Genomic DNA, 21,598 nt, shown 5'->3' with positions numbered 1-21,598 from the left:
GGCGAAGATTCTATGAACATCACTTATTTAGCGAGCGAGTCACATCTCGCAGCAGAAGCAACTAGTACTGGCAACCCGATTCTGAACATCGGCATCTTCGCACTCTTCATCGTGGTCACCATGACCGTGGTGGTGAAGGCGGGTCGAACCACGAAGGAAGCCAGCGACTTCTACACCGGTGGCGCTAGCTTCTCCGGTACGCAAAATGGTCTCGCCATCGCCGGCGACTACCTTTCCGCCGCATCCTTCCTCGGTATCGTGGGCGCGATCGCGATCTCCGGCTACGACGGCTTCTTGTACTCCATCGGCTTCTTCGTGGCATGGCTGATCGCTCTGCTGCTGGTGGCCGAGCCATTGCGTAACACCGGTCGCTTCACCATGGCCGATGTACTCTCTTTCCGTCTGCGTCAGCGCCCCGTGCGCCTCGCCGCAGCCTTCGGCACCATGTTCGTGTCGCTGTTTTATCTCATCGCTCAAATGGCAGGCGCCGGCTCTCTGGTGTCCGTCCTTCTCGATATCCATGACCCCACGGCCCAGGCCGTTGTGGTTGCCGTGGTGGGCGTCATCATGATCGCCTACGTGCTTATCGGCGGTATGAAGGGCACCACCTACGTGCAGATGATTAAGGCCGTGCTGCTGGTGAGTGGCGTGGGCATCATGACGGTGCTCATCTTCTTCAACATCAAGGGCGGTCTGTCCGACCTCTTCGATTCCGCTGTTGCGGCCCACGCCGGCTCGGATCTTCTCGCCTCGAAGGGCTATGAAGCCAGCGCGATCTTGGATCCGGGTCTGAAGTATGGTGGCTCCATCACCACCAAGCTGGACTTCCTCTCCTTGGGCCTGGCTCTGGTGCTGGGTACCGCTGGTCTGCCGCACGTGCTCATGCGCTTCTACACCGTGCCGACCGCACGGGAAGCTCGTAAGTCCGTGACTTGGGCTATCGTACTCATCGGTTCCTTCTACCTGATGACTCTGGTGCTCGGCTACGCCGCTGCCGCACTGGTGGGTCCGGACCGGATCCTCAGTGCCCCAGGTGGCGCCAACGCCGCTGCACCGCTGCTGGCACTGGAGCTGGCCGGCCCGCTGTTCATGGCCGCCATCGCCGCTGTGGCCTTCGCTACCGTGCTGGCCGTGGTCGCTGGTCTGGCTATTACCGCCTCCGCCTCGGTGGCGCACGATATCTATCACTCGGTGATCCGCAATGGTGAATCCACCGAGGCCGAGCAGGTGCGCGTCTCTCGTATCACCGTGGTGGCGATCGGTGTCCTGTCCATCGTGTTGGGTATCCTCGCGATGAACCAGAACGTGGCCTTCCTGGTCTCCCTGGCCTTCGCGGTGGCCGCCTCGGCGAACCTGCCGACCATCCTGTACTCGCTGTACTGGAAGCGCTTCAACACCGTGGGTGCCTGCGCCTCCATCTACACCGGTCTGATTGCCACGCTGGTGCTGATCTTCTTCTCCCCGGCGGTCTCCGGTGCCCCGAGCGCCATGTTCCCCGATGCAGACTGGTCGTGGTTCCCGCTGACGAGCCCGGGTCTGGTCTCCATCCCAGCCGCCTTCCTCGCCGGCATCATCGGCACCTACCTGGGTAAGTCGGACAATATGGAAGACCTCCAGGCAGAGATGGAAGTTCGTTCCCTCACCGGTGTGGGCGTCGAAGCCCCAGTGGATCACTAAGATTCCTGCCGCGGCCTCGGTGACACGAGGCCTACCGGTACACCGCTGATTCGCAGCCCCGCGCTGAGCACCGTCCGTGCTCGCGGCGGGGCTGTCGTCATGTCCGCAGTATTTGTGGGTATGTGCTGGGGTTTCTTAGAATGTCACCCATGTCGTCGACTTCCCACGGCTCAGGCCCCGCATCGTGGTTTCACACGCTGGTGGTTGCACCAGCGTTCTTTCTCGTCGGCGCCCTTTTCCTGCTTCCCTCGGTGGGGGCGGCACGCAGCCCAGAGCCGCTGCACTATGCCACCGAGCCCACCGCGCCAGCTGCGCCCACGGCGCCTATCTATCGCTACCCCGTGGAGCCGGCGCCACTGCCGCTGGACAACGATGTCTTTGGCACCCATGCGGCCGGTTCGCAGGTGAGCTTCGTGCGGCTCTCCGATGGCGAGCACCACGGCACCGCCAATGAGCGCTTCGCGCGCCCCGCGCTCAGCTTGATCAAGCTCTACATTGCCGATTATGTGCTCGACCACGGTAGCGCCACGGAACAAAAGAAGGCGCTCACCATGGTGCGAGATTCCAGCGATAGCATTGCCGCCTCGCTCTATGAGTCCTATCCGGAGGCCATCGACGCCACTGCCGCCCGCTATGGCTTGCAGTCCACCCGCGCAAACTCTAGGTGGGGCTACAGCGTGACCTCTACCTATGACGTGTGTTTCTTCCTCGCCCAGAAACTCGAGGAGGATCCGAACTCGCCGCTCCTGCACGCCATGCGCACAGCGAAGCCGGTGGCGGCGGATGGCTATAAGCAGAACTTCGGCACCAGCACTCTCCCCAGAGCCGAGGGATCTAAGTGGGGATGGTCGAATAGCCGCACGCTCCACTCCTCCGTCACCTTCGGTTCGGACTACGTGGCTGCCGCGGCCATCGCCGGCTCCCCTGAGGATCTCACCGACCTCGTGGAGCAGCAGCTCGCGGGGCTGGTAGCCGAGCAATCCTCGGATACTTAGCAGAGCGGGGGAGAGGCAGGGGGAAAGCGTCGATAAGCGAAAACCCCTGTCGGTTGTATATCCTGTGACATTCGCATGCGGATACCGCAGCCTATAGCCTTAGAGCTGTCGGCACGCCCGCGCATCACCGTTGAAGAAACAATTCTGGAGTAAAGCCCATGACCACAGTCATTGTGTCGACGATGTGGATTACGCTCGCCGCACTGGCGTCGCAGTTCCTCGCGTTTATGACGAAGAACCACATCCCCGCCGTGGTGTTCATGCTGGGAATCGGCGTGATTATCGGTCCAGAGGTGCTGGAGTTCGCCGTCGACGATGGCGGCGTGAGCATGCTCCGTGAGCTCGGTCTCGGGTTGCTCTTCTTGCTCGCCGGCTGGGAGATCGATCCGAAGACGATGAAGGGGCGCACCGGCCGGTGGGCGCTGCGGACGTGGCTGATCAGTATCACCGTGGCGTTCGTGGTGGTCTACTTTATTGCCCAACCCGAAAACCCGCTGTGGGCGGTCACGATTGCGATTGCGGTGTCCTCGACGGCGCTCGGCACGCTGCTGCCCATTCTGAAGTCCGTGGGCATGGACTCCTCCAAGGTGGGCAAGACGGTGTTCGTGCACGGCGCGGTGGGCGAGATGGCCCCCATCTTCGCGATGTCGCTGTTGCTCTCGGCGCGCTCGATGGGCCTGACCCTGATCATTCTCCTCATCTTCATGACGATCGCGCTGATCACCGCCTTTATCCCGCGCACCGTGAAGGCCCTTGTGCCGCGGGTGGGATCGCTAATCCACGAGAGCGCTGGTAATACCTCGCAGACGGTGATGCGTTCGGTGATGGCCTTGTTGACGGTGCTCATGGCGGCCGCTGCGGTATTTGAGCTCGACGTGGTGCTCGGCGCCTTCTCCGCGGGTATTATCTTGCGCTCGCTGGTGCCGGAGAAATTCCACAAGACCGTGGAGGCCCGCCTCAACGTGATGGGCTATGGCTTCTTCATTCCCGTGTTCTTCATTACCTCCGGCATGGCCATCAATATCTCCGCTGTGGCCGGCCGGTGGTGGCTGATCTTCCTGTTCGTCGCCGTGATCCTCGTCGCCCGCGGTATCCCAGTGTTCCTCACCGAGATGTTCACCGATACCGACTCCGGGTTGAAGGAGCCCCGCGACAAGGTGGAGCTGGGGCTCTACGCGGCCACTGGTCTCCCCATCATCGTTGCCGTCACCGAGGTGGCCGCGCACCGCGATCTCATTGGCGAAGAGCTCGCATCCATTTTGGTCTGTGCTGGCGCGATCACGGTGCTCGCCTTCCCGCTCGCCGCCTATCTGGTGCACCAGTACTGGCCGGAGATGGATTCTCCGAAGGAGCCGAAGGAACAAAAGACCAAGCGGGCCGCCGCCGAGGACGAGCACCGCGAATATCTTGAGTCCAAGAAGCAGCAGGAGGAAAAGGCCCGCCAGGGTGCCCCCGCCGCCCGCAAGCCGCAGTCCCGCACGGTCGCCGAGGAAGAAGTGACCATCGACACCGACTAGCCGCCGCCCGCTTATCGACGTATCACTGCTGCATAACCCCAAATTTCACCGCTAGCCCGCGGCTACGGTAGCCTAATCACGACACGCCCCACATGCTGTGGCCACCCAGCCATAGAATGTGCGCGTCGTGTAGCAGCCCTAGTAGCTCAGTGGATAGAGCACGGCTCTCCTAAAGCCGGTGTCGGAGGTTCGATTCCTCTCTGGGGCACATAAAAACCGTGCCGCGCCTGGCACATGAGGGCCCTGTTTTCAGGCCCACAACGCACTATCCCCGATTCGGACGAGGAATCGGGGATAGTGCTGTATCTGGGGGCGCCGGCCCAGCGGCTGGGGCTTCGCTAGCTAGTCGAACCTGCAGCGCAGGGCCCATCCTGGAGGGTTCGGATCGCCAGGCCACCAGCACTGGCTCGGGGAGACATCCTCGGTGATGTGTTCGCCATCCCTGCCGGCCAACCTGCTATCGGCCGAATCCTTGGGGGTCGAGCCGATGGCTACACGGTATGTCTGATCCTCCCGAGTCTTGCCTTCGCTGTAGGCGTAGGTGCCGCGCAGCACTGTGGGCTCGTCCAGTTCCACATAGCGCACTCGGCCGGTGACTTGGGTTTTAAAGGGGTAGAGCTCCCCGTATTTCTCCAGGAACTCATCGCCCGAGAGATCGCGGATCACACCGCTGATAGTCTGGGGTTCGTTATCGTCTAACTCGGGGTATGCGGGCGCGCCCTCTTCGCCGGCGGTCACCGTCTTGTCGTAGAGATAGACGTGCGCATTGTTGCCGCCGGTGCAGTGAACAATGTGCTCGCCACTGCACTTCATGGTGTAGGTGTCTCCGGTGACGAAGGAGTTGGCTTCCACGCTCACATCTGTGTTGCCCGTACGCACCCATTGGGCGGCGAAGGCATCGCGCACGCTTTTAGCAAAGAGCTCAGAGGTGTGGGGCCCCGCCTCATAGCGCAGGTAGGCATCTTCGGTGCGCGGTGCCGACTCCGTATCAGCGCCAGTCTCGTCCACGATTTCGGTTTCGATTTCGGTCACCGTGGTGGTGCTCGGGGAGCCGTTGGGTGCGGCATCGTCTGCGCCGCACCCTGCGAGCACCAGGGCCGCGGTTCCGAGAATGGCTGTGATGGCTGCCCCTCTATTGAGACGGGACGGAGAAGGCACGTGTGCTCCCTTCGTGGCGACTACCTCGGCCCAGCTCCCGCTGGGATTCTCAGGTCTATTTTAATCGCTGCCAGGTGCTCATTTCGGGAGAATAGGGGGGCTAGGTGGTCGATAGTTCTCCCCGCTTAGTGGCCGTGTTGCCACCTCGATATAGCGCGCTAGCCGCTATTGCCGCATGTTGGGCTGGACGCATTCTGGATTGCTAGGGCTGCCTGCGGTGTCCGTCTACAGAGAGCGAAAGCGCAGCTAGCGCTTACTTTTGGGGGTGGATGCACCCTTATGCAAGGAAGCTCCACGGCCCACAGCGGGGGTGTATTGCACTAAAGACGCACATAAGTAGGAGGAAACGCCTACTGTTGTATGTATTCAGATTTTCTTGACTGTATAGGTAGGTTCCCCATGTCTGCACGACCGACGTTTACCGACGTTCAGCGCCGCGATATTCGTGTGCACACTGTCATTGATCACGATGTTCCGGTTCTCGCCGTAGATCAGATTCTTGAGGATGGCTCCTCTAAGCGTCTCTTGCTGCTGAACAAGTTTGACTCCAAGCAGCTCGCCGCTGCGTGTGAGTTGTACCTGCAGCAGATTTTCTCGGCCTCCTTCTCCGAGCTGCACACCGGCTTGGACCCGCAGGAGATGGCCGATCTCTTCGGCTCCCACGACGAAGAAGACGAGTAAAGATCACTGCCACCATGAACGACACACACATTTGTGTGATCGGGATAGGGGCCGGTAGCCCCGGGCACATCACTCAAGACGCAATCGCGGCGCTTGCTAGCGCAGATTGCGTCTTGAGTCTTGATAAGGGAGAAGACAAGGCGGAGCTGCGTGCCGTCCGTGAGCGCATCATTGCGGCTCATGCGCCGCAGGTGAAGCTCGTCGCTATCCCCGATCCGCCCCGCGATCGCCATCCCGAGAACTACGCAGCAGAGGTACAACGCTGGCACCAGGCGCGCGCGCAGCGTATCGACGCCGCCTTGGGCGAGCATCTCCCCAGCGGCGGCACAGCCGCCTTCCTCGTCTGGGGCGATCCCTCGCTCTATGACTCCACGCTGCGGATCTTGGACCGGCTGCACACACCCCATACCCGATCGATCTACCCAGGTATCACCGCTATTCAGGCCCTCACCGCGGCTCATGGGATGCTGCTGAACCGCATCGGTGAAGCCATCCACGTCACCACCGCGCGCAAGCTGCCAGAAACCAGCGAGGCGGACCGCGCGAACTGTGTGGTGATGCTCGATGGGGGAGCGGCCTGGATGGAGAACTACACGGATAACACCGTGATCTATTGGGGCGCGTATCTCTCCACGGACTGGCAGGTGCTGCGCCGCGGCAAGGTCTGCGAGATCGGTGCCGAGATCGCGGAGCTGAAAAAGCAGCTCCGCGCCGAACACGGCTGGATTATGGATATCTACCTTCTGCGCGAGGAGCCCGCCTCCTAATACAGGGCAGAAAACACGCGCAAAGGGGCTCCCACCAGATCACTGGTAGGAGCCCCTTTCTCGTGCTGAGCGGATAGTTAGCTAAGCTCCTCGAGCTTCGCACGAACCTCGGATGCAGCCGGGTTGGTGGCGGTAGAGCCATCGGAGTACTTCACGGTGGGAACCACACGGTTGCCATCGTTAACCGACTCCACCCACGCGGCAGCCTCGGCATCCTGCTCCACATCGATCTCATCGAAAGGAGTCTCGGTACGGTTCAAAGCCTTCTTCAGGCGCTGACAAAAGGGGCACCACGACGTGGTGTACAAAGTTACGTTAGCCATAGCCTCCACTGTGCCACACCCGTGGCTCTCAGCGCACCCAGAAAACTCACGCGCGCGGCTCGCGCCGGCGATAGCTGCGGAAGCAATAGCGGGTGCCCGTGCGGGAGGTGTGCCAGTCGCTTTCTGAGACGAGTTCGACATTTGCAGGCAGCGTGGGCGCATATACGGCGGCGTCGCCGAGCTCGGTGGCGAGGGTGGCGTCGACAAGCGTCATCTCAATCCGCTCACAGCGATCAAGAAGAGCCTCGTAGATGCTGCCGCCGCCCATCACCCACAGGGTGTCGTACTCGGGCAGAGTGCCAAGATCGGGCAGCACTTCGGCCCCGGCGGACCACGGCCCGGGCGTGCGGGTGGATACCACGAGATTGCGGCGGTCTGGCAGCGGTCGCACGGTCGGCGGCAGGGACTCCCAGGTGGCGCGCCCCATGAGCACGGGGTGGCCGGAGGTGATCTCCTTGAAATGCGCGAGATCCTCGGGAATATGCCACGGCATCGAGTGACCATCGCCGATCACGCCGTCGCGGGACTGCGCCCAGATAGCGCCGATCATCCACCTACTCCTTTCCTCGGCGGGCTAGACCGCCACCTGGCCACGAATAGCCGGGTGCGGATCGTATCCGGTGATTTCGATATCGGAGAAGTCATAGTCGAACATCGACTCCGCCTTGCGCAGCGATAGCTGCGGGTAGGGGCGGGGTTCGCGCTCCAATTGGGTGCGCACCTGTTCGAGGTGGTTGGTGTAGATGTGGCAGTCGCCGCCAGTCCACACGAACTCGCCCACCTCGAGCCCCGCCTGCTGGGCGAACATGTGGGTGAGCAGGGAATAGGAGGCGATATTAAAGGGCACGCCGAGGAACATGTCGGCGCTGCGCTGATAGAGCTGGCAGGACAGCCGGCCCTCGGCCACATAGAGCTGGAAGAGCAGGTGGCAGGGCGGCAGGGCCATGGCATCGAGCTCCGAGACATTCCAGGCGCTGACAATGGTGCGGCGGGAATCCGGGTTGGTGCGCAGCGTCTCGAGAGCGCGCGAGATCTGATCGATGTGCTGGCCATCGGGGGTGGGCCAGCTGCGCCACTGCACGCCGTAGATGGGGCCGAGATCGCCGTTCTCATCGGCCCACTCATCCCAGATGCTCACCCCGTGCTCGTGCAAGAAGCCCACATTGGAATCGCCGCGCAAGAACCACAGCAGCTCCCCAATGATGGATTTCATATGCACTTTTTTCGTGGTGATCAGCGGAAAGGACTCCGCCAGATTAAACCGCATCTGCTGGGCAAAAAGGCTGATCGTGCCCGTGCCCGTGCGGTCATCCTTGCGGGTTCCCTGCTGCAGAATAGTGCGCAGAAGATCTTCATAAGGCGTCTCGATACTCACAGACGCTAAGCATACCTAGGGCGGTAGACACCGCCGACGGGGAGCTAGAGAAAAAGACACACCCCGCGCGGCCTAAGAATGCCGGCGGCGCGGGGTGGGGCGGTGTTAGTAGGAGCCGTTCTCCTCGAGGTACTGCGCGGCGAGCTGCAGAATCTCATCCTTGACGTCCGGACGGCAGATCACCATGTCCGGCATGTAGGTGTCGCGGTTGTTGTAGGTGGGCTCGGAGCCATCGAGGCGCGAGCAGTGCAGCCCCGCAGCCTGGGCCACACCCACCGGCGCGGCGGAGTCCCACTCGTACTGGCCGCCGGCGTGGATATAGGCGTCGGCATCGCCGAGCAGCACAGACATCGCCTTCGCGCCGGCAGAACCCATCGGGGTGATGCTGCAGTCCATCTTCTCGGCCACAAAGGTGCCCACCTTCGGCGGGCGGTTCTTCGACAGCACGATGTTGTAGGGGCGCGGGCCCATCACGGCCTTGACATCGGAGGAGTCGAAGACCACGCCCAGATCAGGCAGGCCGACGGCGGCGTGGATGGGGGTGCCGTTTTCCACTAGCGCGATGTGCACCGCCCAGTCTTGGCGGCCGGTGGCGAACTCCTTGGTGCCGTCGAGTGGATCGATGATCCACACGCGGTCCTTGCCGAGACGGGCGGGGTTATCCGCGGCCTCTTCGGAGAGGACTCCATCCTCGGGGCGGTGCTGCTCGAGCACACGCGCGATCCAGTTCTGGGCAAGTTCATCGCCGGCATCGCCGAGGTTGCGGCCTCGCAGCACGCCGACATTACGGACGCCCTTGAGGATCTCTCCGGTTCCTTGGGCGAGACGGTGGGTCAAAATGGCATCATCAATGTGCGCAGTCATGCCCTTTAGCTTAATGGTTTGGTTTGATGGTTACATGACCGCTCAGATCCTGCAGAAGTTCCACCCAGTGGTGGCGCGCTGGTTTACTGATGTCTTCGCCGCTCCCACCGCCGTGCAGGCCGCCGCGTGGGAGTCTATTTCCGCAGGACACCATGCGCTCGTGGTGGCGCCCACCGGTTCGGGTAAAACACTTTCTGCCTTCTTATGGGCACTGAACACGCTGGTGAGCCAGCAGGACAGCGTCGATAAGCGCAGCGAAGACGCGCTGCCTTTGCAGGGGGTGCCCGCGCCGGGCCGGGTGGAGGTCAGCGAGACGGGCGTGCGCGTGCTCTATATCTCCCCGCTGAAGGCGCTGGGAGTGGACGTGCAGAACAATCTGCGGGCGCCCTTGACGGGAATTGAAACGACCGCCAAGCGCGATGGGGTGCGGCTGCACGGAGTGAGCGTGGGCGTGCGCTCGGGCGATACCCCGCATGCCGAGCGGGCGCGGCAGGTACGCAACGCCCCCGATGTGTTAATCACCACGCCCGAGAGCCTGTATTTGATGCTCACCTCGAAGGCGGCGTCGATTCTCAGCGATGTCGATACGGTGATCATCGACGAGATCCACGCCCTCGCCGGCACGAAACGCGGCAGCCATCTGGCGCTCTCCCTGGAGCGGCTGGAGGCCCTGAGCGAGCGCCCAGTGCAGCGCATCGGCTTATCGGCCACGGTGCGCCCCATTGACACCGTCGCCCAGTTCCTCGGCGGCGACCGCGACGTGGATATCGTGGCACCGCACAGCAGCAAGGAATGGGATCTGAGCGTGCGGGTGCCGGTGCCCGATATGTCGGATCTTCCTGTGCCGGAGCGCGGCTCAAACATCGGGGAGGCCACCATCGACGATCCCTTGGGGATCGCCTCTCCGCTTATTGACGATCACAGCCAGCGCAGCGACAACGATGAAAAGTCCGCGCCGAGCCTGCCCAGCTTCGACGATGCCGCCGTGGAATCAGCCTTGCCGCAGCAGGGAAGCATCTGGCCCTTCATCGAGGAACAACTCTATGAGCAGGTGATGAACGCCCGCTCCACCTTGGTATTCGTCAATTCTCGGCGCAGCGCGGAGCGGCTGACCTCCCGCATTAATGAGCTCTATGCCGCCCAGCACCAGCCCGAGGCGCTCAGTGCCGCCCGCCGGCGTGATCCCGCCCAGATGATGAAGTCCACGGATATTGCCGGTGAGGCCGAGGCGATCATCGCCCGCGCCCACCATGGTTCGGTGAGCAAGGATGAACGCGCCCACACCGAAGCGGCGCTGAAAAGCGGCGAGCTGCGCTGCGTCGTGGCCACCTCCTCGCTGGAACTCGGTATCGATATGGGCGCGGTGGATCTCGTGATCCAGGTGCAATCCCCGCCCTCTGTGGCCTCGGGGCTGCAGCGCGTTGGCCGGGCCGGGCACCGTGTCAACGCGGTATCCCGCGCCACCTTCTATCCCACGCATCGCAGTGATCTGGTGGACTCCGCCGTGGTGGTCGACAAGATGCGCGCCGGGTTTATCGAGGCGCTGAGCGTGCCGCAGAATCCGCTCGACGTGCTGGCACAGCAGACCATTGCGGTCACGGTAAACGGCGATATTCACGTGGACGAGTGGTATGAGATGGTGCGCCGCGCCTATCCCTATCACCATCTCGCCCGCACCGTCTTCGACTCCGTGGTGGACCTAGTCAGCGGGGTGTATCCCTCAACGGATTTTGCCGAGCTCAAACCGCGGGTGAACTTTGATCGCGTCAGCGGCCTGCTCTCTGCTCGGCAGGGGGCGCAGCGGGTCGCGGTGACCAGCGGTGGCACCATTCCTGATCGCGGCATGTTTGGGGTGTTTTTGGCTGCTGGCGGCGAGCATGGGCCGCGGCGTGTGGGGGAGCTCGATGAGGAGATGGTCTACGAGTCCCGCGTGGGCGACGTCTTCACCCTGGGAGCGTCGAGCTGGCGCATCGAGGAGATCACCCGCGATCAGGTGCTGGTGACCCCCGCCCCCGGCCACACCGGCCGGCTGCCCTTCTGGAGCGGCGATAGCCCCGGCCGGCCCGCGGAGCTGGGGGTGATGATCGGCGAGTTTCTACGCCGTGTGGCCGATGACCCGCAGGTGCTGGAGAACTCGGATCTCGACCAGTGGGCCCGCGATAATGTGCGCGCCTTTGTGCGCGAGCAGCAGCAGGCCACCGGCATGGTTCCCGATGAACGCACACTGCTGGTGGAACGCTTCACAGACGAGCTCGGGGACTGGCGCGTGGTGCTGCACTCGCCCTACGGTCGCGGCGTCAATGCCGCGTGGGCGTTGGCCGTCGGGGCGCGCATCGCCGAGCACAGCGGCATCGACGCCCAGGCTGTGGCCGGCGATAACGGCATCGTGCTGCGCCTGCCCGCCATGGATACCGACCCTGGGCCGGAGCTTTTTCGCTTCGATAAGGACGAGATCAGCGATCTGGTCACCGAACAGGTGGGCAACTCGGCGCTATTCGCCTCCCGCTTCCGCGAATGCGCGGCCCGGGCGTTGCTGCTGCCGCGCCGCAATCCCGGCAAGCGGGCCCCCTTGTGGCAGCAGCGCCAACGCGCTGCCCAGCTGCTCGACGTGGCCCGCAAATACCCCTCCTTTCCTATCATCTTGGAGACGGTGCGCGAATGCCTGCAGGATGTCTATGACCTCGACGCGCTCACCGCGCTGATGGGCGATATAGAGCAGCACCGGGTGCGGATCGCCGAGGTCACCGTGGAGCAGCCCAGCCCCTTCGCCTCCTCGCTCATGTTCAACTACACCGGCGCGTTCATGTACGAAGGCGATACTCCACTCGCCGAGAAACGCGCCGCCGCGTTATCCCTCGATCCCGAGCTGCTGGCCAGCCTCCTCGGCACAGTGGAGCTGCGAGAGCTTTTGGATCAAGACATCATCTCCGAGGTCCACGCCCAGCTGCAGCACACCGCCGAGGGCTGGCGGGCCCGCACCCCCGATGCGCTTATCGACGTGCTCCGCGAAACCGGCCCCATCCCGCTGGCGGAGCTGCAGCGCCACGCCGATTTCCCCGAGCCGTGGACTCAGCTCGCCCGCAGCCAGCAGGTGATGGAGGTGCGTATCCAGGGGCAGGCTCATGCGGCGCTGGTGCTCGACGCCGCGCTGTTGCGCGATGGCCTCGGCATCCCCGTCCCGCCCGGGGTCGGCGCGGATCCGGACACCATCGACGACGCCCTCGATCAGCTGGTACGCCGTTACGCCCGCAGCCGTGGCCCCTTTACCGCCCGGGAACTCGCTACCGCCTTGGGCATCGGGATCAGCGTGGCCGCTACTGCCGCCAGCCGCAATGGCGCTGTGGAGGGACGCTACCGCGCCGAGATCGAGGAGCGCGAATACGTCGATCGCGGGGTGTTGAAAATACTCCGCACCCGCACCCTGGCGAAGGTGCACAGCCAGATCGAGCCGGTGAGCCGGCAGGCCTATGCCGCCTTCCTTCCCGAGTGGCATAACCTCGCCGCCTGCGGCGACTATCCGACGCTGCGCGGCGCCGATGGCGTGTTCGCTGTGTGCGAGCAACTGGCAGGGGTGTTTCTTCCCGCCAGCGCCTGGGAGTCTCTCGTCTTTCCGCTGCGGGTGAGCAACTACACCCCCACCGACCTCGACGAGCTCACCCAAAACGGCGAGGTCCTCGTGGTGTGTCGCGGCCTCGCCGGCGCCCGCGACCCGTGGGTGAGCCTCATCCCCGCCGACTACGCACCACAACTGCTAGAGGAGGGTGCCGAGCACACCCTCTCCACCACGGAGACAGCGCTGCTGCAGGCCCTCGACACCGGCGGTGCCTTCCTCTTCAGCGAACTCCAGAGCTACCTTGAGAGCTACACCGATGAACTCGGAGTGCCGCTGCCCCCAGCCGAACACAGCCCCGAGGTGGTGCGCGATAGCTTGTGGTCGCTGATGGAGAAAACACTGGTGAGCCCCGAAAGCTTCGCCCCGCTGCGGGCCCGGCTCGCCGGCACCTCCACGAAAGGCGCAACCGCACACCGCGCCACCCGCCGCCCCAATCGTTCGCGCCTGCGCATGGGGCGCACCAGCTTCGCCCAGAGCGCCAACGCCCGGCGCGCCGGGAACGCCAGCCAGCCAGTCGATGTGCCGGGTCGCTTCTCCCGTGCCGTCCGGCCCGCTGATCCGGTGGCGGAGGCCACTGCCCGCGCCGTGGCGCATGGCGAGGCGTGGCTGGATCGCTATGGGGTGGTCACCCGCGGCTCGATCCAGGCGGAGAACGTTCTCGGCGGTTTTGCGCTGGCCTATAAGGTGCTGCGTTCCTTTGAAGAAACCGGAAAGGCCACTCGCGGCTACATCATCGATGGTCTGGGTGGGGCGCAGTTTTCTACCTCTGCGGTGGTGGATCGAGTGCGCGCCACCCGGGAGGAGGCACTCTATCTTGTGGCCGCCGCGGATCCCGCCAATCCCTATGGGGCCGCTCTCGAGTGGCCGGGTAGTGGTTACTCTCGCGCGGCGGGAGCCATGGTGGTGCTGCGGGGCGGGGTCTTGCTGGGCTATCTCAGCCGCGGCGGCAAGACCCTCCGGATTCCCGAGGAGGTGGCGGATGTGGAGTCCGCGCTACGCGATATCGACGCCGCCGTGCAGCACGCCACCCAGTTGACCTCGGTGACACCCGTGGTGGTGGAAAAGATTAATGGGGTCTCGGTGTGGGAGTCGCCGCTTCTGCCGGCCGTGCGAGCACTGGGGCTGAGCATCACGCCCAAGGGGGTGCGCGTTGGCTCTAGCCGCAGCAGCGCTGAGGAGACGAAGCGGCGGGGCAGGGGGTTGGCCGATGCCGTGGAGGCGGTGGACAAGAATGCTTTTCGACGTCCCTCTGCGGGCTCTGGGGGCGGGCGCTGGGGCCCCTTCGGTGCCGGGGGTCGGCGGCGCTAGGGGCACCGGTTTCACTGGCTGGGGTTGCTACACTGCCACGCAGCGCACTGCGCATCCGAGGTGCCTAGTGGAAGCGTCGCCCCGAGCGATACGAGGAAGAGAGCACAGCATGCCTGAGGGCGATTCAGTATTTCAGCTCAGCCGCCGCTTGCAGTTTATGACTGGGCGGGAAGTCGTGGGCTCCTCGCTGCGGGTGCCGCGCTGGGCCACCACGGACTTCAGCGGCTCTACCGTGCAGCAGGTGTGGCCCTATGGCAAGTATCTCTTCATGGATTTTGGGCACCAGATCCTGCAGACTCACCTGAAAATGGAGGGCACGTGGCGAATAACCCTCAGAGGGGATCGCTGGTCGAAACCGGGCTGGAAAGCGCGGGTGGTGCTGCAGCTCGACGGCGCGCCCGAGTATCCCCGCCCCATCGAGGTAGTGGGCTTCGAGCTGGGACTGGTGCACGTACTACGCAGCGCCGATTATCTGCAGGCCATCGCGCATCTGGGGCCAGATGTGTTGGGGGAGAACTGGGATGAGGCTGAGGCCTGCGCGAGGATTCAGCGCCGCCCCGAGCGCGCCATCGGCGCGGCCCTGCTGGATCAACGCAATCTCGCGGGCGTGGGCAACGAGTACCGGGCCGAAATCTGCTTTCTCGCCGGCCTCCATCCCGCTACACCCGTGGCGAAGGTGGATGTGGCCGCGGTGGTGCGCATAACCCGTCGCCTCATGTGGGCCAATCGCCTTGCCACCAAGCGGGTGAGCACGGGGGTTAACCGGGTTGGCGAGACCGCCTATGTGTTTGGCCGCTATGCCCGCCCCTGTCGCCGCTGTGGCAGCCGTATCGAGAAGGGCTTCCTTGGCGGGGTGGACCATGGTGGGGATGAAGGAGAGCTGGAGCGGGTCATCTGGTGGTGCCCCCGCTGCCAGCCGCTGTTGGGTAGTGGCTAATCGATGTCGCCGAGCTGTGACTCCACAAAAGTATTGCGGGTAGCGAAGAACGCGCCGATTATGACAAGTACCGTTGCGATCACCGTCATACCCACGGGCACGATCCAACTAGAGGTGGCGTCGTGAAGCGTGCCGAATAACAACGGACCCACGGCGGCGATGGTGTAGCCGCCGCCTTGGCCGAAACTCGATAGAGCGGTGGTGCCGGCGGTGGTGCGCGCGCGCAAGTTGACGAGAGTGAGCGCCATGGGAAAGGAAATAGGCCCCACCCCAGATAGTGTGATCCACAGCCACGGCGCCGACATGGGGTGCAGCGCCATTCCCACATTGCCGACCATGAAGCAGACTAGGAAAAACGCCACTACGGGAAAGGGATCGCGTAGGCGAGCGGCGATCCACGGCCCGATGATCGAAAGCACCAGCCCCAGCCCGGACCAGTAAGAGAGCATGAGTGCTGCGAAGTGTACGCTGGCGCCGCCGTCGATATACATCTGGGGAATGAAGAGCATGCAGGAGAAGGTGGAGAAGCTTGTCATGCCGAACATCACCACCAGCCCGCGGCCGATGGAAGTGCGATGGACGGGCAGCGAACTCCGGCGCTTGGCTGCTTCTGCGGCGGCCTGGCTGCGGGCCAAGCCCCACAGTGGCGACCACGCGGCTGCGGCGACAACAGCAGGAATAATCCATACGCTGAGTGCGAATTGCCAGCCTGCGACGCCACCACGGCCATCGAGGGACTCTGCCAGCGGCTCAGAGAGCAAGGGGGCAATCATCATACCGATCTGCATGCACACCATGTACACGATCGATAGCTGGGGCACACGCCGCGGAAAGAAGGCACGAAGAGCCACGGGGATCACAGCATTGCTGAGACCAATGGCGAAAAGAGCCACAAACGTACCCGCAAGCAGCAGCAGGGTCGAAGGCCCCAGCACTCGCAAGAGCTGACCGCTGGCCGTGACGAGCATCGCGATGCATAAGGTTTGAGCGGAGGTGAACCTGCGCAACATGCGAGGCGTCGACAATGCTGCCAAGGCGAAGGTGACGGTGGGGGCCATGCCAATGACACCGAGAATCACACCGCTGAGGCCTAAGCTGGCATCGATACGCGGCAGCAGTGGCGGCAGTGCGGTAACGAGGGCGCGAAGGTTGAGAGCGCTCAATACAATTGCTGTCGCAGCGATGAACGCTATACGGCGATTCGGCTGGGATGTAGTGGTGGCAGTCACGGCAGTCACACTACGCCAGGGCGTCACCTCGTGGGAACGTAGGTCCAGAATATCTCCCACCTAGTGGTACTTTTCCCGTGTATAGAGGGGCAAAGGCGCCGCTGCCCAGCGCGGCCGCGGTGATACGGGGCACGTGCTGGGCGAGGAAAGTGCGACTGCAGTGAGCGCTAGCGCTTGGAACGGTAGAAGGCGATCAGGGCGTCGGTGGAGGCATCACCCGAGTTGGGCTCTTGCTCACCGGACACAGCGGGGGCAAGGTCATTGGCCTGCTGCTTACCCAGCTCCACGCCCCACTGATCAAAGGAGTTGATATCCCAGATCACGCCTTGAGTGAACACGATGTGCTCGTAGAGCGCGATGAGGGCGCCAAGGGTGAAGGGGGTGAGCTCCTCCGCCAGAATGGTGGTGGTGGGGCGGTTACCGGGCATGAGTTTGTGGGTGATGAGCTCGGTGGGCACGCCTTCTTCGAGCAGCTCCTCATAGGTCTTGCCGAAAGCAAGCACCTTGGTCTGGGCGAAGAAGTTGCCCATGAGCAGGTCGTGCATGGAGCCCTCGCCGCTGGCGGTGGGCAGATCCTCCTTGGGGCGGGCGAAACCAATGAAGTCCGCCGGCACCATGCGGGTGCCCTGGTGCATCAGCTGATAGAAGGCGTGCTGGCCATTGGTGCCGGGCTCGCCCCAATAAATCTCGCCGGTGTTGGTGGTCACCGAGGTGCCGTCGTGGCGCACCGACTTGCCATTGGACTCCATGGTGAGCTGCTGCAGATAGGCGGGGAAGCGGGAGAGATCCTCGGAGTAGGGCAGAACCGCGTGGGTTTCCGCGCTGAAGAAATCGGTGTACCACACGCCGAGCAGACCCATCAGGGCCGGCACGTTCTTCTCCAGCGGGGTGGTACGGAAGTGGGCGTCCATGGCGTGGAAGCCCTCGAGGAAACGCATGAAGTCCATGGGCCCGATCACGGCCATGAGCGACAGACCAATGGCGGAATCCACCGAGTAGCGGCCGCCAACCCAATCCCAGAAGCCGAACATGTTCTCCGTGTCGATACCGAACTCGGCGACCTTCTCGGCGTTGGTAGACACGGCGACGAAGTGCTTGGCCACAGCCGACTCATCGCCATCGAACTTCTCCAGCAGCCAGCGCTTCGCGGCGTGGGCATTGGCCAGAGTCTCCTGGGTGGTGAAGGTCTTCGAGGCCACGATGAACAGGGTGGACTCCGGATCCACCTCGTCGAGCACGGCGCTCATATCCGCGGGGTCCACGTTGGAGACGAAGTAGGCGTTGATACCGGCGGTGGCGTAGGTGCGCAGCGCCTTGGTGGCCATCGCCGGGCCCAGATCCGAGCCGCCGATACCGATATTGACCACGGTCTTAATGGTGTGACCCGTGTGGCCGAGCCACGAACCCGAGCGCAGCGCCTGCGCAAAGTCGCGCATCCGGCCGAGCACCTCGTGCACGTCTGCGGCCACATCCTGGCCGTCGACCTCCAAAGAGTCTTCCACCGGCATGCGCAGCGCGGTGTGCAGCACGGCACGGTCCTCGGTGTTATTGATGTGCGAACCGGAGAACATCTCCTCGATCTTCTCCGGCAGCCCTGCCTCGCGGGCCAGCTGCACCAGCAGCTCACAGGCTTCATCATCAATCACGTTCTTGGACAGATCCACGTGCAGGTCAGCAGCAGAGAAGGTGAGTTTAGAGACGCGCTCGGCATCGCCGGCGAAGAGCTCGCGGAGGCTGGTCTCGCTCAGCTTGTTGCGATGAGCGGACAGCTTGCTCCAGGTCTCAGTCTTGGTAATATCCATCGACACTTTTTCTCTAACGCTCCTTGATATATGGGATCTTGGGAAAGTGTGGGCGAGTTACACAGGCCGACAGCATAGAGATCCATGGTGCGGCTCATCGGCTCGCCACTCTAGAGGTAATGCTAGCGAGACTATGCCCGTTGTGCTGGGGTGTGCGGGACGTGTCAGCGCAAGCGCGCAGGTGGCGCTTCTCAGCTGTGGTGAAAGTCCCAACATAATCGGACATTGGGATGGGGGAAACGTGGGAACCCAAAAACCCGATTAGGGTTGTGCGTACTTATCTGGGGCGATAATGACATCGCAGCCGCTGAATAACACGAACCCGTTGATGGTGACAGACGGGGCGGAGGAGGGTAACTCGCTGGGGTCCACGCGGACGCCGTCTTTTACCTTTACTGTGCTATCGCCGAACAGGGTCACGGGGTTCATAATCACGCGCATGCCCTCGGGGACGATGATGTCGCAGCCGCCGAACATCACATTCAGGGTGATGGTGATGTTCTTCGATTCCAGCTGGGTGTGGCGCAAATCGAGGCTGGCGCCACTAAATAGCACGATGGCGTCATGGCGGGTCGCAAGGGTGCTACCCCCGGAAAAGGAATTGGCGCCGAAGAGGCTCAAAGAATATTTCGAGCCCGTCCCGCCCACGACGCGGCGAGTGATGCGGGCGATGGCGCGCTGCTGTTCCGGCCGTGGCGCCCACTGCTCTGTCGCGTACTGGGCAGAATCCGGGCGTGGCGACAGAGATTGAGAGGGGGATGTAGCGGGCAGCTCTGGGGTGCCGCCGAGATCCTCGAGGAGCGGGCTGAGCTCGTCCACGAAACGACTGGTGGACGCAGCCGAGGAACGCTCGTCGAACTCGGAATAGTCGAGCCGTCCATCCGCATAGGCTTGGGCGAGGTAGTCAAGGACACGGGAACGATCGTGGTCGCTTGCACGCAGTCGTGGCGGCTGTCGATCATGCGAGGAGGACTCGGAAGTCATAACTTCAGTGTAATCCAGTTTTTCGCGTTCAAGGGCGAAACAGGTGCGCAAGTCCGGTGCGGTGAAACATGCCGGCGCACGGCGCGCAGCAGCGCCGGCGCGGGGAGAGGAAGTACCCGACCGTTGGTGCGGCCGCGCCGCTGCTACTGCATGCAGCTGCGAATCACAGCCACCGCTTCTTGTGCCGTGGTGGCCCTAAGCAGCTGGGTGCGGACATCATCGCGCATAGTGGCACGGGCCAGCTTCGACAAGATCCGCAGATGCTGCTTGCCGGCATCTTCCGGAGCGGCAATGAAAAAGACCATACGAACGCGATCCTCAGCATCCTCATCCCACTGCATCCCGGGCTCGGGAATGCGTGCGAAAGCCAGGGTGGGACGCGCCACCCCAGAGCATCGAGCATGGGGGATCGCCACGTGGTGCCCCACCGCAGTGGAGGCGTGGGCCTCGCGGGAACGAGCCGCATCGATGACCTGCTCAGGGTGAGTGATTCTGTCCTGCTCGCTCGCGGCGTGCACGAGAGTGCGCAGTACCTCCTGCTGGCCGCTGGCAGGTGCGAGGGTGTCGAGGGCAACCAAGGACGCGGTGATGAGCTCCTCGGCCTCGGCGGTGGTGGCGGTGTCGGTATCGGTGGCCGCGGCCGCGGTGACTGAGGCAGCAGTGGTGCCGGCTCCCGCGGCGCTGGCCCCAGCTGCGGCAGGAGCTGGAGTAGAAGCGACAGTCTGCTCTGCAGGCGCGGCTGTCGCGGCTGCGGAGGAGGTATCGTTCTGTTGGCGTCGAGAAATGCCCACCAGCACGATTACCAGGCCAGTGGTGACGGCGATGCCGGCGGCCAAAGCAAGGAAGAATCCGAGGGTATTGTCCACCGCGCCGAGTACCGCCACAATGGGACCGCCGTGCATCACATTGTCTTCCACGTGCAGCAGGCCGGCGACGGCACCGGCGACAGCGCCGCCGGCCACGTTGGCGGGGATGACCTGTAACGGGCGTGCGGCGGCCACGGGAATGGCGCCCTCGGTGATACCGAAGAAACCCATGAAGAGCGCGGCGATGCCGGAGTCGCGCTCGGAATTGTTGAACCAGCTGCGGCGCAGCAGGGTGGAAAGCCCGACCGCCAGCGGCGGCACCGCGATTGCTGCGGCCACCATACCCATCGGGGCGGCGTTGCCGCTGGCGATCATACCACCGCCGAACAGGAAGGCGGTCTTATTAAAGGGGCCACCCATATCGAAAGCGATCATCGCTCCCAGAATGGCGCCGAGCACAATCACCGAGGCGCCATCGAGCGAGGCCAACCAGGTGGAGAGCGCTTCGAAGAGCGAGGAGATCGGCCCGCCCAGGACGTAGACAAAGAGCAGGCCCACGATGAGAGTGGTGAAGATGGGGATCACGATCACCGGCATGATCGTGGCACCATATTTACCCACCGGTATTTTCTTAATCGCTAGGGCAACATATCCGGAGAGGAAACCGGTGATAATGCCGCCGATGAAGCCGGCACCGGAATCGGAGTTATACAGCGTTCCCGTCACCGCAATCATGCCGGTGATAAAACCCGGTGCGAGGCCGGGGCGGCCGGCGATACCCGAGGCGATATAGGCAGAGAGCACCGGCACCATCAAGCCAAAAGCGAGGGCGCCGATGGAGCTGAGTAAGAACCAGAAGGAATCTTCCGGAATGGCCAAGCCTTCGGGGGTGGGTTTGCCACCCAGCGATAGCGACACGGCGATGAGCAAACCGCCAGTGACCACGAAGGGCACCATGTGCGACACGCCGTTCATCAGAGCTTGGTAGAGCTGGCGTCGCAGTGGTTCATCGGTGCTGGCGGTGTCGGCGCTGTCTTCTTGGCGGCCGCTGGCTGTCCACACCGCGGCAGACTGAGCGCGCTCGAGCACTGTGGCTGGATCCTTAATGGCGGCGTCGACAGACGTGCTGAGTAGCCGTTTCCCATCGAAGCGCTGTTTGTCGATCACCGTGTCTGCGGAGATCAGAATGGCATCGGCGGCGGCAATCTCCTCAGCGGTGAAAGTGCCCTCGATTCCGACCGAGCCGTGTGTCTCCACGCGCAGGTCGATGCCCATCTCTTGTGCAGCGGCCTCGAGATTCTCGGCGGCCATGTAGGTGTGGGCAATTCCGGTGGGGCAGGCTGTGATGGCTAGCACTCGTGCCGTGTCTATGTCGCGCGCATCTCTCATATAGGCGAGAGTACCACCGGCCGTGGGCCCACGTCGGCGAGCGAGTAGGGCCAAACATCTAGTTCAGCGCGGTACTTTCGCCCTCGTTCGGGCCTGTAGTTCAGCGTGGTCCTCAGTGAGTTCTCTCATCCCTTTCGCTGCAGCCGCGCTTCAGTCCGCACCGTGACCTGAAG

16 protein-coding genes and 1 tRNA gene are annotated in these 21,598 nt (G+C 63.3%); 8 read left to right on the top strand and 9 right to left on the bottom strand.

Annotated features, from left to right (window positions below; genetic code table 11):
- Positions 1 to 12 precede the first annotated feature (12 nt).
- The 4 genes from GBB11_RS02880 to GBB11_RS02865 all read left to right on the top strand — a co-directional run bounded on the left by GBB11_RS02880 (position 13) and on the right by GBB11_RS02865 (position 4,397).
- Positions 13 to 1,677, top strand: a complete 1,665-nt coding sequence (locus GBB11_RS02880; protein WP_151548975.1) for a cation acetate symporter — start codon at positions 13 to 15, stop codon at positions 1,675 to 1,677.
- A gap of 149 nt (positions 1,678 to 1,826) precedes the next feature.
- A complete protein-coding gene (locus GBB11_RS02875) occupies positions 1,827 to 2,672 on the top strand; it encodes a hypothetical protein (protein ID WP_151548974.1) in 846 nt (281 codons plus the stop codon).
- Positions 2,673 to 2,830: 158 nt separating this feature from the next.
- Complete coding sequence (locus GBB11_RS02870; protein ID WP_151548973.1) at positions 2,831 to 4,189, top strand: cation:proton antiporter; 1,359 nt, start codon at positions 2,831 to 2,833, stop codon at positions 4,187 to 4,189.
- Between the two features lie 135 nt (positions 4,190 to 4,324).
- Positions 4,325 to 4,397 (top strand) — tRNA-Arg (locus tag GBB11_RS02865).
- Positions 4,398 to 4,531: 134 nt separating this feature from the next.
- On the opposite strand, the gene GBB11_RS02860 is transcribed toward GBB11_RS02865, so the two are convergent.
- Positions 4,532 to 5,347, bottom strand: a complete 816-nt coding sequence (locus GBB11_RS02860) for a hypothetical protein (protein ID WP_151548972.1) — start codon at positions 5,345 to 5,347, stop codon at positions 4,532 to 4,534.
- A 399-nt stretch (positions 5,348 to 5,746) separates the two neighbouring features.
- Here GBB11_RS02860 and GBB11_RS02855 point away from each other — a divergent pair, with 399 nt between their 5' ends.
- Both GBB11_RS02855 and cobF read left to right on the top strand, forming a co-directional pair.
- Complete coding sequence (locus GBB11_RS02855) at positions 5,747 to 6,028, top strand: hypothetical protein (protein WP_151530022.1); 282 nt, start codon at positions 5,747 to 5,749, stop codon at positions 6,026 to 6,028.
- Between the two features lie 14 nt (positions 6,029 to 6,042).
- Positions 6,043 to 6,795 carry a precorrin-6A synthase (deacetylating) gene (cobF, locus tag GBB11_RS02850; RefSeq protein WP_151548971.1) on the top strand — a complete coding sequence of 251 codons (753 nt, stop codon included), beginning with the start codon at positions 6,043 to 6,045 and terminating at the stop codon, positions 6,793 to 6,795.
- Between the two features lie 77 nt (positions 6,796 to 6,872).
- On the opposite strand, the gene GBB11_RS02845 is transcribed toward cobF, so the two are convergent.
- From GBB11_RS02845 to GBB11_RS02830, 4 genes are all read right to left on the bottom strand, one after another.
- The gene (locus GBB11_RS02845; RefSeq protein ID WP_151548970.1) at positions 6,873 to 7,118 is read right to left on the bottom strand and encodes a mycoredoxin; all 246 of its coding nucleotides are present in this window, start codon (positions 7,116 to 7,118) and stop codon (positions 6,873 to 6,875) included.
- A 46-nt stretch (positions 7,119 to 7,164) separates the two neighbouring features.
- Positions 7,165 to 7,668 (bottom strand): dihydrofolate reductase, encoded by a 504-nt coding sequence (locus GBB11_RS02840; protein ID WP_151548969.1) that lies wholly within the window; start codon positions 7,666 to 7,668, stop codon positions 7,165 to 7,167.
- Between the two features lie 24 nt (positions 7,669 to 7,692).
- Positions 7,693 to 8,493 (bottom strand): thymidylate synthase, encoded by an 801-nt coding sequence (locus GBB11_RS02835; protein ID WP_151548968.1) that lies wholly within the window; start codon positions 8,491 to 8,493, stop codon positions 7,693 to 7,695.
- A gap of 105 nt (positions 8,494 to 8,598) precedes the next feature.
- Positions 8,599 to 9,357 (bottom strand): 3'(2'),5'-bisphosphate nucleotidase CysQ, encoded by a 759-nt coding sequence (locus tag GBB11_RS02830; protein ID WP_151548967.1) that lies wholly within the window; start codon positions 9,355 to 9,357, stop codon positions 8,599 to 8,601.
- Positions 9,358 to 9,391: 34 nt separating this feature from the next.
- Between GBB11_RS02830 and GBB11_RS02825 the strand changes: the two genes are divergently transcribed.
- Entirely contained in the window at positions 9,392 to 14,278 is a 4,887-nt protein-coding gene (locus tag GBB11_RS02825) for a DEAD/DEAH box helicase (protein ID WP_151548966.1), read from the top strand.
- Positions 14,279 to 14,387: 109 nt separating this feature from the next.
- Positions 14,388 to 15,215 (top strand): DNA-formamidopyrimidine glycosylase family protein, encoded by an 828-nt coding sequence (locus GBB11_RS02820; RefSeq protein ID WP_151548965.1) that lies wholly within the window; start codon positions 14,388 to 14,390, stop codon positions 15,213 to 15,215.
- Here GBB11_RS02820 and GBB11_RS02815 read toward each other — a convergent pair.
- The 4 genes from GBB11_RS02815 to GBB11_RS02800 form a co-directional block, all read right to left on the bottom strand.
- Positions 15,212 to 16,444, bottom strand: a complete 1,233-nt coding sequence (locus GBB11_RS02815) for an MFS transporter (protein WP_192796274.1) — start codon at positions 16,442 to 16,444, stop codon at positions 15,212 to 15,214. The genes GBB11_RS02820 and GBB11_RS02815 overlap by 4 nt on opposite strands.
- 167 nt (positions 16,445 to 16,611) lie before the next feature.
- Positions 16,612 to 18,252: a glucose-6-phosphate isomerase gene (gene pgi, locus GBB11_RS02810; RefSeq protein ID WP_151548963.1), complete on the bottom strand. Its 1,641-nt coding sequence runs from the start codon at positions 18,250 to 18,252 to the stop codon at positions 16,612 to 16,614.
- Positions 18,253 to 18,507: 255 nt separating this feature from the next.
- Positions 18,508 to 19,230 carry a DUF1707 domain-containing protein gene (locus GBB11_RS02805; RefSeq protein ID WP_151548962.1) on the bottom strand — a complete coding sequence of 241 codons (723 nt, stop codon included), beginning with the start codon at positions 19,228 to 19,230 and terminating at the stop codon, positions 18,508 to 18,510.
- 143 nt (positions 19,231 to 19,373) lie between these two features.
- Positions 19,374 to 21,425 carry a fructose-specific PTS transporter subunit EIIC gene (locus GBB11_RS02800; protein WP_151548961.1) on the bottom strand — a complete coding sequence of 684 codons (2,052 nt, stop codon included), beginning with the start codon at positions 21,423 to 21,425 and terminating at the stop codon, positions 19,374 to 19,376.
- Positions 21,426 to 21,598: the final 173 nt, after the last annotated feature.

The organism is Corynebacterium sp. 74A, assembly GCF_008930665.1.
GTDB classification, from domain to species: Bacteria; Actinomycetota; Actinomycetes; order Mycobacteriales; family Mycobacteriaceae; genus Corynebacterium; species Corynebacterium megadyptis.
This window is presented reverse-complemented; position numbering and strand designations above follow the sequence as displayed.

Excerpts from the sequence above, each read along its gene's own strand:
- GBB11_RS02880 (WP_151548975.1), top strand. The coding sequence starts at position 13 with ATGAACATCACTTATTTAGCGAGCGAGTCACATCTCGCAGCAGAAGCA.
- GBB11_RS02875 (WP_151548974.1), top strand. The coding sequence starts at position 1,827 with ATGTCGTCGACTTCCCACGGCTCAGGCCCCGCATCGTGGTTTCACACG.
- GBB11_RS02870 (WP_151548973.1), top strand. The coding sequence starts at position 2,831 with ATGACCACAGTCATTGTGTCGACGATGTGGATTACGCTCGCCGCACTG.
- GBB11_RS02855 (WP_151530022.1), top strand. The coding sequence starts at position 5,747 with ATGTCTGCACGACCGACGTTTACCGACGTTCAGCGCCGCGATATTCGT.
- cobF (WP_151548971.1), top strand. The coding sequence starts at position 6,043 with ATGAACGACACACACATTTGTGTGATCGGGATAGGGGCCGGTAGCCCC.
- GBB11_RS02845 (WP_151548970.1), bottom strand. The coding sequence starts at position 7,118 with ATGGCTAACGTAACTTTGTACACCACGTCGTGGTGCCCCTTTTGTCAG.
- GBB11_RS02840 (WP_151548969.1), bottom strand. The coding sequence starts at position 7,668 with ATGATCGGCGCTATCTGGGCGCAGTCCCGCGACGGCGTGATCGGCGAT.
- GBB11_RS02830 (WP_151548967.1), bottom strand. The coding sequence starts at position 9,357 with ATGACTGCGCACATTGATGATGCCATTTTGACCCACCGTCTCGCCCAA.
- GBB11_RS02825 (WP_151548966.1), top strand. The coding sequence starts at position 9,392 with ATGACCGCTCAGATCCTGCAGAAGTTCCACCCAGTGGTGGCGCGCTGG.
- GBB11_RS02820 (WP_151548965.1), top strand. The coding sequence starts at position 14,388 with ATGCCTGAGGGCGATTCAGTATTTCAGCTCAGCCGCCGCTTGCAGTTT.
- GBB11_RS02805 (WP_151548962.1), bottom strand. The coding sequence starts at position 19,230 with ATGACTTCCGAGTCCTCCTCGCATGATCGACAGCCGCCACGACTGCGT.
- GBB11_RS02800 (WP_151548961.1), bottom strand. The coding sequence starts at position 21,425 with ATGAGAGATGCGCGCGACATAGACACGGCACGAGTGCTAGCCATCACA.